We start from the raw sequence: 11,140 nt of genomic DNA, 5'->3' as shown, positions 1-11,140 counted from the left end.
CACTGAACACCCTGGTGGACTACCGCTACCAGCCCAATTACCAGGCCCAGAATGGCGAGGCCGGTCGCGGCCGCAACTGTACCGGCGCCAAGGGTGAAAGCCTGGAATTGAAAGTGCCGGTGGGTACCACCGCCATCGATGAGGAAACCGGGGAGACCCTCGGCGACCTGCTGGAGCACGGCGAGAAACTGCTGGTGGCCCAGGGTGGTTTCCACGGGCTGGGCAATACCCGCTACAAGTCCAGTACCAACCGCGCCCCGCGCCAGACCAGTCCGGGCTCTGAGGGTGAGAGTCGTCACCTCAAGTTGGAGCTCAAGGTACTGGCGGATGTGGGTATGCTGGGCTTGCCGAATGCCGGTAAATCCACGTTTATCCGCGCGGTGTCCGCGGCCAAGCCGAAGGTGGCCAACTACCCCTTCACCACTCTGGTGCCGAACCTCGGTGTGGTGAAGGTGCAGAAATATCGCAGCTTTGTGATTGCCGATATTCCCGGTCTGATCGAGGGGGCCGCTGAGGGCGCCGGGCTGGGGATTCGCTTCCTCAAGCATCTGACTCGCTGTCGTGTGCTGTTGCACTTGGTGGACCTGGCGCCGTTTGACGGCTCGGATCCCGCGCAGAATGCACTCACGATCGAGCACGAACTGGAGCGGTTCAGTCCTACCCTGGCCAAGCGCGAGCGCTGGCTGGTACTGAACAAGACCGACCTGGTGCCGGCAGATGAGCTGGAAGAGCGCTGCCAGTCTGTGGTCAATGCGCTGGGCTGGCAGGGCCCGGTATTCCGCGTGGCGGCGATTCGCGGTGAAGGCACGGATGTGCTCTGTGGCCAGTTGATGGATTACCTTGAAGAGCTCAAGGAGCAGGAAGAGCTTGACGGCGACCTGTTCGAGGCCGAGCAGGCTGCGCAGCGCCAGATGCAGGCGGAGGCCCGTGAGCGTATCGGTGAACTGCGCGAGATTCAGCGCGCCAAGCGCAAGGCCGCGAAAGAATCTGGTGAGGATGATGAAGATTGGGACGACGACGACTACGACGTGGATGTAGAATATCGTCCCTGATTTTTGTATCCCCACAGTCGATAATCTTGCCGGGATGCATCCTGACATGAGGAACACATGGATTCCATCTCGGCTCGCCAGCAGTTATCTACCAGCAAACGCTGGGTCATCAAAATCGGCAGTGCCCTGCTCACCGACAACGGGCGGGGTGTCAATCGCGCGGCGATCCAGAACTGGGCCGAGCAGATAAGCGCCCTGCGCCGCCAGGGAATCGAGGTGGTGCTGGTGTCTTCCGGTGCCGTGGCCGCGGGCATGGACCGCCTCGGCTGGCGCAAGCGGCCCGAATCCGTCCATCAGCTGCAGGCTGCGGCGGCGGTAGGGCAGAGCCATCTGGTGCAGGTATACGAGCACGCCTTCGGTCAGTACGACTGCCGCACCGCACAGATCCTGCTGGATCACGACGACCTTTCCAATCGCACCCGCTATCTCAATGCCCGCAGCACGGTGAAAACCCTGCTGTCCCTCGGGGCGGTGCCGATCATCAATGAAAATGACACCGTAGTCACCGACGAGATCCGCTTTGGTGACAACGATACCCTCGGTGCGCTGGTGGCGAACCTCGTTGAAGCGGATGTCCTGCTGATTCTGACCGATGCTGAGGGGCTGTTTACCCAGGACCCCCGGGATAACCCGGCGGCGGAGCTGGTGCGCGAGGCGGTGGCCTCGGACCCGAGGCTGGCGGCCATGGCGGGGGATTCCCGCAGTGGGCTCGGCCGCGGCGGTATGTCCACCAAGGTGCGGGCGGCGCAGCTGGCGGCGCGCTCCGGTGCCTGCACTGTCATCGTTGGCGGTGCCATGGAATCCGTGATCGAGCGGGTTGCCGCCGGGGAGGCGCTGGGTACGCTGCTGCTGCCGGAGTCGGACCCACTGGCCGCGCGCAAGCGCTGGCTGGCGGGGCAGTTGCAGGTGCGTGGCCAGCTGATACTCGACGAGGGCGCCGCGCGTGCACTGCGCAGTCAGGGCAAGAGCCTGCTGCCGGTGGGTGTGACCGCGGTGAGCGGGCGTTTTCATCGCGGCGAGCTGGTGAGTTGTATCGGCCCTGATGGTGAGGAGCTGGCCCGTGGGCTGGTGAATTACGACAGCGCCGAGGCGCAGAGGATTCTCGGGCAGGCTTCAGACAGAATTGCCGATCTGTTGGGATACCGCGATGACGACGAACTGATTCACCGCGACAACCTGATTCTGCTCTAGGGGCGTTTTTAGGTAGGCACAAACAGGCAGGCACAAAAAAGCCCCGCGGTGCGGGGCTTTTTGCGTTCAGGAAGTGGCGGCCTTAGGCAGCCAGCTTCTTGATCTGGGCATTCAGGCGGCTCTTATGGCGAGCGGCCTTATTCTTGTGAATGATGCCCTTGTCAGCCATACGGTCGATGACCGGCACAGCAGCCTCGTAGGCAGTTTTGGCTTTTTCCGCATCACCTGCATCAATGGCCGCAACTACCTTTTTGATGTAGGTGCGCACCATGGAGCGCAGGCTGGCGTTGTGATTGCGGCGCTTTTCGTTTTGGCGCGCGCGTTTCTTCGCTTGAGGTGAGTTGGCCACCGGTTGCTCCTGTCTGGAATCTGTAAAACTCGAACATCGGGCCGGGGGCCCGTTTGGGACGCGACATTATCCCCAGCGTTGGTTGTTTGTCAACCGCTTGCCGCAGGAGTTTGTGACTGGCGCGGAGCCATTCAATCGAGGTCTCTCAGCGGGGCAGGGTAAGGGTGAAAATCACGCCGCTGCCGTCGTCGCGATTGGCGGCTTCCAGTTTGCCCTGGTGGAAATCCGCAATCAGCCGGGCAATGTGCAGTCCCAGCCCCAGGTGGCCGGCCTTGCCGCCGTCGTCGCGCACCGAGACCAGGGAGTCGAACAGCTTCAGGCCGAATCCCCGGGGCAGCAACGGCCCCGGATTGCTCACGGAAACCCGGTATTCCCGCTTGTCCTGTTCCAGCGCAAGCTGGATCTCGCTCCCTTCGGGCGCAAAGCTCACCGCATTGTCTACCAGTTTGTCCAGCAATTGCGCCAGCAGCTCGGGGGCGCCGTAGTAGAGCTGCCTGCCCTCCGGCAGCACCAGGCCGAAGCGCTGTGAGGGGTGTGCGTCGCCGTAACTCTGCTCCAGCACCTGCAGCAGGTCCGCCAGATCAAACTCCTCCTTGTCCGCCTGGCTGATACTGGCCTCCAGATGAGTGGCGGCGGACAGGGCGTTGAGGATGGACGACAGGCGGGCGCTGCCATCCGCGGCGCGGTCCGCGTAGCGGCGGCTGTCGTCGTCCAGTTCACCGGCGCTGAGGTTGTCCAGTGAGGAGCGCACCACCGCCAGCGGGGTGCGCAGTTCGTGGGACAGCTTGCTGGCGAGGCTGCGCAGGTACTGGTGATAGTGGTCCAGCTCCGCCAGCAGGCTGGCAAATGCCCGGTTCAGCGCGCCCAGCTCATCGTTCACGAACGGGCGCGGGAAGTCTCCCCGCAGGCGCCCACTGGCGTCCACCGCGTTGCGTGCGGCGCGGTGCAGGCGGCGAATGCGCCAGGAAAGCCAGCTGGCATAACCCAGTAGAAGCAGTAGCACCAGTCCCGCGGCGCCGGCGGTAGTAAGCCACAGGCGCTGGGCGGCGGTTTCGGTCAGGGACTGCAGCGCGCTGCTGGACTGGGCGGCGATGACGCGGCCGAGTAGCGGGCGCTCGACGATGTCGTCTGCACGGGTAATCACCGGCACACTCACGGCGCCGATGCGCTCGCTGCCGGGGGTACCGGTATTGTCGCCGGAGGCGCTGAACCACTCGCCGGCGGTTTTCCGGTTTTGGGTCAGAGAATCGGGAAACTGCTGTTGCGGCAGCGGTGGCAGCTGGTCCGTTGCCAGCAGCTGGCGGTAAAACCACGTCCGCAGCCAGTGCCAGTCTTCTGCGGGTTTGGGGGCGCCATCCGGGTGGGATGTGGGGCGGCCGGTGCGCGCCAGCACAAAGCCCTCCTGGTCCACCACCGTGAGTTGCAGGTGCGGGCGCGCAAAGTGCTCCAGCTCCTGTTGCAGGGCGGGCAGGGGCTCTACCAGTGCGCCGGGGCGCCCGTCCGCAGGCAGGGTGCCGGCTATGTGCATCGGTTGCCCGCCGCGGCTGTCACTGCGGTCGAGCACGCGCAGTGCCAGTTCGCCCCCGGTCAGGGCAAAGGGCAGGCTCAATTCCAGCTGGTAGCCGCGGCTCGAGGCGGTCCAGCGCCCGCGAATCCGCAGTTCCCGTTCGTACGCGCCGCGGCGCGGGTTGTGCCAGTAGGCAAATACCGGGCCCTGGCTCGCGACCGGCAGGACATATTTCTGTCGGGCGGTATACAGCTCGATGGTATCGCCGCTGGAAACCTGGTTGCTGCGGGGGTCGTGGTAACTGGGAGTGCCATCCCTGGCGGTCAGCAGCAGGTAGACCTGGCTGTTGCGACGACCGAGGGTGACCTGGGCCTGGGGCTCGCCATCTGCCGACAACAGTTGTCTCGGCTGTAGCTGCTGGCCGCGCCAGTCGCCACCGTAGCCGTCCACCAGTGGTGCCTGGGGCAGCGGGTTCAGGTACAGCTGGGCGCCGGGGGGGCGGCCGTAGCGCTCGCTGTCCGGGGCGATCAACTGCGGCGCACTGGCCAGTCGCGCGGCGATGGCGCTGCCAGTGGCCTCGAGTGTCTGCATCTGCCCCTGGGACAGGGCCCGGTCCACCTGGCGCAGGTACTGGCAGCCGGCCCAGGGCAGGGCCAGGGTAATAAGGCTGAGGAGGACCAGTTGGCGGCGTAATTTCACGGTGGTTTCTCTGCCGGCCTACACCTGCCAGCGGTAGCCCATGCCGTAGGCGGTACCGATGGCGTCAAATGCCGGGTCAATGGCCTGAAACTTGCGCCGGATCCGCTTCACGTGGGAGGTAATGGTGTTGTCATCCAGCACTACCCGCGCGGCTTCCATCAGCTGGCTGCGGGATTTCACATGGCCCGGGCGTTTGGCCAGGGCGTGCACAATCCAGAACTCGGTCACGGTGAGGTCCACCGGCTCCCCTTGCCAGTGGCAGTGCAGGCGCGAGACATCCAGGGTGAGGTCGCCCTGGGTGAGGGTTTCGCTGTCGTCGCTCTGGGACTGCATCACGCTGACCCGGCGCAACAGGGCGCTGATGCGCGCCTGCATATGGGGCAGGGAGATATCCTTGGTGAGGTAGTCGTCCGCGCCCAGGCGCAGCCCGGAGATGATGTCCAGTTCGGAATCCCGCGCGGTGAGGAACAGGATCGGCAGGGTGGGGGCCATGGCCCGCAGCTCTCGGCAGAGGTCGAAACCTCCCTCGATTTCCGCCCCCAGGCCCACGTCGATTACCGCCAGGTCCGGCAGGCGCTGGCGGAACGCTTCCAGTGCCTGCGGCCGCGTATGGTAGAGGTTGACCTGGTAACCGGTGCGGCGCAGGGCGTCGCGGTAGTTTTCGGCAATGGCAATCTCGTCTTCGACGATGGCAATAGTGGGGCTGCTCATAGGGGGCTCGCAGGGTGGTTCGGCGCCGGGTTAAATAGGTTATTCGGCGCAAAATCATGCCTGATAGGCGGGGCAGATGGCAAAGGGCGCCGCGAGCGGCGTGTCCCTGTGGGTGCAAACCAGAAAAAAGCGCGCAGCGATACTGCGCGCAAGATTACAGCTTCAGGGTTGCACTGTTGGGGTTCGGGGGCGGGCCGCCCGCTTTTGCAGAGCGGCAGTCCAGCGGTGTTGGGGGGCGGCTCAGAAGGTGCCGGCCATGGACTCCGGCGCGGCGAAGTGGATGTCCACCCGGCGCTCCAGGGCGTAGGCGTCGAGGTCGCCTTTGCTGGCCCTGGACTGGCTGGAGCCCAGGGCGCGGCGGCTGATGCGCTCGGGGGCTACACCGTAGGCTTCCAGGGCCCGCTGTACACTGAGGGCGCGCTGGTCGGAGAGGACATTGTTGTAACCGTCGCTGCCGCGGGGGTCGGAGCGGCCTTCCAGGTAGACCTGCAGGTCCGGGTGGCGCACCAGGAAGTCCGCCATGGCCGCAACCTGGCGCTCCTGGGCCTCCTGCAGCTGGTCGTCGCCGGTGGTGAACAGCATCTGGAACTGCAGGCTGTCGATGGCGAGTTGCTGCGCATCGTTGGCCGACAGTCGCGCTGCGTCCAGTTGTTGTGCCAGGTTGCCCAGTTCCGCGCGACTATCGGTCAGTTGAGTTGCCAGCATGTCAGCCTCTTCCGCTTGCTTGATCTGTTCGCCCAGCCAGGCTCCACCCAGGGCCCCGGCGATGAATCCGACCGGGCCACCAAAGGCGGCGCCCGCGACTGCGGCGCCGGTAAATACAGTGGCCTGCTTGGCCGGAGTCAGGGGTGAGCCCTGATGGTTGTTCTCGGTGTCAGTGGCGGCCGCAGATGCAGCGAGAGTGTTCAGGGTCAGACTGCTCAGGGTAACTGCCATCAACAATTTTTTCATGATCCTATTCCTTGCGATTAACGGTTTTAAATGGACTGCTCTTTGGTCCGGGTGGGCTGTGTTTCCCTGCCCGGTTGAGAGTCATTTAAACTTCGCAAGGAGGCGCTGGCGTGGCGCCAGCGGGGCAAATTGCGCAACAATTATGGCGAATTGTGGCGGCGCGCCCTGTGATTCAGTTCAGTCTCCGCAAAATCAGTGCTCAGGTTTTTGCTGACTGCGTCGATACCGCCGGTCGCGCGGCTGGTCGATCCGCACCCGCACCCGCTGGGGGCGGGGGCCCAGTGCCACCACGGCATATAACAGGGCCGCCAGAATCAGTGCGATTATCAGCGCATTGAAGGTCATTCCGTTTCTCCTCTGTTGCCGCCAATCCCTGCGGCTCGTCAGCTGCTTACCCTGAGTATAGTTCCGCATGGCGCCGAAAGTAGGCCGCGGTCTGCCATTCTGTGTAAAGCGCCCGCTGGCCCGGGGCGGAGTTTGCGGTAGACTTGCCGGCCATCGGGGCCGCAACCGGGCGGCTCGCCTCTTTTTATGCGCAGGAATTCACGGACGTGACCGAACCCCCAGCGGAGCAGCAGCCGAAACAGGAAAAAGAAGATAGACCGCGGGGCGGCCTGTTGCGGGGTACATCCGTGGTGGGCGGCGCCACAATGCTTTCCCGGGTGCTGGGACTGGCGCGGGATGTGGTGTTTGCCCGCTTTACCGGCGCCAGTGATGCGGCAGACGCGTTTTTCGTGGCGTTCAAGATTCCCAACTTTTTCCGCCGCCTGTTCGCCGAGGGCGCGTTTGCCCAGGCATTTGTGCCGGTGCTGGCGGAGTACCGGCAAAATGGCGGCATCGCCGCGGTTCGCGAGCTCAATGATCGGGTGGCCGGGGCGCTCGGCGGTACCCTGCTGCTGGTGACCCTGTTCGGGGTCCTCTGCGCGCCGCTGGTGGCGGGCCTGTTCGCCTTCGGCTGGTGGTGGGGCGGCAACGAGCCGGAAAAGTTCGCCATGGCCACGGACATGCTGAGGATCACCTTTCCCTATTTGATGCTGATTTCCCTCACCGGCTTTGCCGGGGCGATCCTCAACAGTTTTGACCGCTTCGCCATTCCCGCACTGACCCCGGTGCTGCTGAACCTGGTGCTGATCGCTGCTGCGACCATCGCCACCGGCTGGTTCGAACCGCCGATAGTCGCCCTGGCCTGGGGGGTGCTGGTGGCCGGGGTGGTGCAGCTGCTGTTCCAGATCCCCTTTCTGGTCGCCAGCGGCCTGTTGCCGCGGCCGCGCTGGGACTGGCAGCACCCGGGGGTGCGCAAGATATTGCGGCTGATGGCGCCGGCCATTTTCGGGGTCTCCGTTACCCAGATCAGCCTGGTGCTGGATACCGCCCTGGCCTCCTTCCTGCCAACCGGCTCCGTGACCTGGCTGTACTTCTCCGACCGCCTTACCGAGCTGCCCCTGGGGGTGTTCGGGGTGGCGGTGGCCACGGTCATCCTGCCGAACCTGTCCCGCCAGCACGCGGGCGGCGACCCCAGGCGCTTTCGCCACACCCTGGACTGGGCCCTGCGCAGTGTCACCCTGATTGCGCTGCCGGCGGCGGTGGCCCTGTTCGTGCTTGCCGAGCCGCTGCTCACGGTACTGTTCCAGTACGGCAATATGACTCCGCGGGACATGACCATGGCCGCCTGGTCCCTGCGCGCCTACACCTTCGGGTTGCTGTCCTTTATGCTGATCAAGGTGCTGGCACCGGGCTATTTCGCCCGCCAGGACACCGCCACGCCGGTGAAATTCGGGCTGATCGCCATCGCCTCGAAAATGGTGCTTAGCCTGCTGTTCGTGATCCCCCTGCACATGTATTTCCAGCTCGGGCACATGGGCCTGGCCGCGGCCACCGCCGGGCAGGCGGCGCTCAATGCCTTCCTGCTGTACCGGGGCTTGCGCCAGGGCGGCGTTTACGCGCCGGAGCCCGGTTGGCGGGGTTACCTTGTCCGCCTGCTGCTCGCCAACCTGGCCATGGCGGCAATATTGTTCGCCATACTCCACTACTGGCCCGCCTGGCACGACTGGGCCTGGTGGGAGCGCGCCTGGCGTATGGGCGCCCTGGTCGCTACTGGCGGTGCGACCTACGCCCTGGTCCTGCTGGCCAGCGGCCTGCGCCCACGGCATTTTCGGGCGGCCTCATGACCGGTGACGGTGCCCAGAAGCGGTGGAATTCCGGTATACTGCGCCGCTTGATTTTGCAATGGCGACGAGAGGTGGTGGAAGCACTGTGACCGAGCATCGGGAGCTGATTCGCGGGCTGCACAACCTGCGGCCGCACCATCGGGGCTGTGTGGCCACGATCGGTTCGTTCGACGGCGTGCACCTGGGGCACCAGGCCATCATCACCCAATTGCGGGCCAGGGCGGCGGAGTACAAACTGCCGTCGGTAGCGATTGTGTTCGAGCCCCAGCCCCACGAGTATTTCTCCGGCGAAAAGGCGCCGGCGCGGTTGATGCGCTTCAAGGAGAAGGTGTTGGCCCTGTTCGATGCCGGCGTGGACCGGGTGCTGTGCCTGCAGTTCAATGAGCGCCTGCGCAGCCTGAGCGCCGAGGCCTTTATCCAGCAGGTTCTGGTAGATGGCCTGGGTGTGCGCCATCTTGTTGTGGGTGATGACTTCCGTTTCGGTTGCGATCGCAGCGGCGATTACACACTCTTGCGAAAGACCGGTGCCGACGCCGGCTTTAGCGTAGAGGACACGGCGACACTGGAGATTGCCGGCGAGCGGGTGAGCAGCACGCGCATCCGCGAGGCGCTGCAAAATGCCGACTTTGCACTGGCCGAACAGCTGCTGGGCAAACCCTACCGGATCACCGGCCTGGTAGCCCGCGGCCGCGCCCTCGGCCGCCAGCTGGGAGCGCCCACAGCCAATGTGCGCTTGCACCGCTACCGTTCGCCGCTGGTGGGGGTGTATACGGTCACCGCTAAGCGCACCAATGGCAGCCCGATGGCGGGCAGCTGTATGGAAGTGGCCGGTGTGGCCAATGTGGGTTTCCGTCCTACCGTGGAAGGCGAGGGCGCGAAGCCGCTACTGGAAGTGCATTTATTCGATTTCAGCGGCGATCTCTACGGCCGGGAAATTGTGGTGACCTTCCATCACAAATTGCGCGATGAAGAGAAGTTTGAGTCGCTTGAGGTGCTCAAACAGAAGATCGCGGATGACATCCAAAATGCAAAAGACTGGTTTGCCAATCACTAGTCGACGATTCAAAACCCTGAGCTACAACAACCCGAGCTACAACCGAAGTAGATAGCCAATGACCGATTACAAAGCGACCCTGAATCTGCCTGAAACCGACTTCCCCATGCGCGGCAATCTGCCCAATCGGGAGCCGGAGATTCTGAAGAAATGGCAGGAGGGCAAGCTCTACGAAAAGATTCGCGAGGCACGTGCCGGTCGCGAACAGTTTATCCTGCACGATGGCCCTCCCTACGCCAACGGCGATATTCATATCGGTCACTCGGTCAACAAGATCCTGAAAGACATCATCGTTAAATCGAAAACCCTCGGTGGCTTCGATGCGCCCTACGTGCCCGGCTGGGATTGCCACGGCCTGCCCATCGAGCACAAGGTGGAGCAGAAAGTCGGCAAGGCCGGCGTCAAGGTGGACCACAAGACCTTCCGCCAGAAATGCCGCGAGTACGCCGCGAAGCAGGTCGAAGGCCAGAAGAAAGACTTTATTCGCCTGGGTGTTTTCGGCGAGTGGGACAACCCCTACCGCACCATGGACTTCCAGTTTGAGGCCGACATCATCCGCGCCCTCGGCGGCGTGGTAAAAAATGGCCACCTGTCACGCGGCTTCAAGCCGGTGTACTGGAGCGTGGTCGGCGGCTCTGCACTGGCCGAAGCGGAAGTGGAGTACCAGGATAAAACCTCTTTCTCCATCTATGTGAAATACCCGGTTACCGACGAAACGGCACTGGCCATCGCCGATGCCGCCGGTGGTCATGCCGGCGACGGCGATCTGTCGGTCGTGATCTGGACCACCACGCCCTGGACCCTGCCTTCCTCCCAGGCGGTGTCTGTGCATGCAGACCTCGAGTACGTTGTGCTGCAAGTGGGTAGCGAGCGCCTGCTGGTCGCCGCAGACCTGAAAGACGCGGTACTGGAAGCCGCGGGCCTGAGTGGCGAAGTGGTCGGCCGAATCCAGGGCGCTGCGCTGGAACACCTGAAGGTCAACCACCCGTTCTACGACAAACAGCTGCCGCTGATCCTCGCCGACCACGTCACCACCGATGCCGGTACCGGCTGCGTGCACACCGCGCCGGACCACGGCCCGGACGACTTCAATGTGGGCAAGCGCTACGGTATCGAGACCCTCAATTATGTCGACGACAACGGTGTCTACCGCGATGCGGTGCCGCTGTTTGCCGGCGAACACGTGTACAAAGTGGACGGCAAGATTGTCGAGCTGCTGAAAGAAAAGAATGTCCTGCTGTTTGAAGACAAACTCGTGCACAGCTATCCGCACTGCTGGCGTACCAAAACCCCGCTGATCTACCGCGCCACGCCGCAGTGGTTTGTCAGCATGCAGCAGAACGACCTGCTGGAACACGCGCAGAAAGCCGCGGACGAAGTGCAGTGGATTCCCGGCTGGGGCAAGGCCCGCATCGATTCCATGCTGGATGCCAGCCCGGACTGGTGTATCTCCCGTCA

At 63.9% G+C, this 11,140-nt stretch carries 10 protein-coding genes; 5 read left to right on the top strand and 5 right to left on the bottom strand.

All coding sequences use genetic code 11. The features are described 5' to 3' along the window. On the top strand, positions 1–1,052 hold a 1,052-nt coding region (gene cgtA, locus QZ511_RS14890; RefSeq protein WP_295803505.1), incomplete at its 5' end, for an Obg family GTPase CgtA. 57 nt (positions 1,053–1,109) lie between these two features. Beyond that, on the top strand, positions 1,110–2,243 hold the full coding sequence (gene proB, locus QZ511_RS14885; RefSeq protein WP_295803503.1) for a glutamate 5-kinase: 1,134 nt from the start codon (positions 1,110–1,112) through the stop codon (positions 2,241–2,243). Between the two features lie 82 nt (positions 2,244–2,325). Here the strand turns inward: proB and rpsT are convergent, their stop codons facing one another. The 5 genes from rpsT to QZ511_RS14860 all read right to left on the bottom strand — a co-directional run bounded on the left by rpsT (position 2,326) and on the right by QZ511_RS14860 (position 6,805). Continuing rightward, a complete protein-coding gene (rpsT, locus tag QZ511_RS14880) occupies positions 2,326–2,592 on the bottom strand; it encodes a 30S ribosomal protein S20 (protein ID WP_043320846.1) in 267 nt (88 codons plus the stop codon). A gap of 145 nt (positions 2,593–2,737) precedes the next feature. Further along, positions 2,738–4,798 carry an ATP-binding protein gene (locus QZ511_RS14875; protein WP_295803501.1) on the bottom strand — a complete coding sequence of 687 codons (2,061 nt, stop codon included), beginning with the start codon at positions 4,796–4,798 and terminating at the stop codon, positions 2,738–2,740. 18 nt (positions 4,799–4,816) lie between these two features. After that, positions 4,817–5,509: a proteobacterial dedicated sortase system response regulator gene (gene pdsR / locus QZ511_RS14870; protein WP_295803499.1), complete on the bottom strand. Its 693-nt coding sequence runs from the start codon at positions 5,507–5,509 to the stop codon at positions 4,817–4,819. A 240-nt stretch (positions 5,510–5,749) separates the two neighbouring features. Further along, complete coding sequence (locus QZ511_RS14865; protein WP_295803497.1) at positions 5,750–6,460, bottom strand: OmpA family protein; 711 nt, start codon at positions 6,458–6,460, stop codon at positions 5,750–5,752. 192 nt (positions 6,461–6,652) lie between these two features. Beyond that, positions 6,653–6,805 carry a hypothetical protein gene (locus tag QZ511_RS14860; RefSeq protein WP_295803495.1) on the bottom strand — a complete coding sequence of 51 codons (153 nt, stop codon included), beginning with the start codon at positions 6,803–6,805 and terminating at the stop codon, positions 6,653–6,655. A gap of 269 nt (positions 6,806–7,074) precedes the next feature. Here QZ511_RS14860 and murJ point away from each other — a divergent pair, with 269 nt between their 5' ends. The 3 genes from murJ to QZ511_RS14845 form a co-directional block, all read left to right on the top strand. Beyond that, positions 7,075–8,628 (top strand): murein biosynthesis integral membrane protein MurJ, encoded by a 1,554-nt coding sequence (gene murJ, locus QZ511_RS14855; RefSeq protein ID WP_295803507.1) that lies wholly within the window; start codon positions 7,075–7,077, stop codon positions 8,626–8,628. An 85-nt stretch (positions 8,629–8,713) separates the two neighbouring features. Then, complete coding sequence (ribF, locus tag QZ511_RS14850; RefSeq protein ID WP_295803493.1) at positions 8,714–9,682, top strand: bifunctional riboflavin kinase/FAD synthetase; 969 nt, start codon at positions 8,714–8,716, stop codon at positions 9,680–9,682. A 58-nt stretch (positions 9,683–9,740) separates the two neighbouring features. Continuing rightward, on the top strand, positions 9,741–11,140 hold a 1,400-nt coding region (locus tag QZ511_RS14845; protein WP_295803492.1), incomplete at its 3' end, for a class I tRNA ligase family protein.

The sequence above is a fragment of the uncultured Microbulbifer sp. genome (genome assembly GCF_913055755.1).
Lineage (GTDB): Bacteria > Pseudomonadota > Gammaproteobacteria > Pseudomonadales > Cellvibrionaceae > Microbulbifer.
The sequence above is the reverse complement of the archived record's forward strand: the minus strand, read 5'-3'. Positions and strand labels throughout refer to the sequence as shown.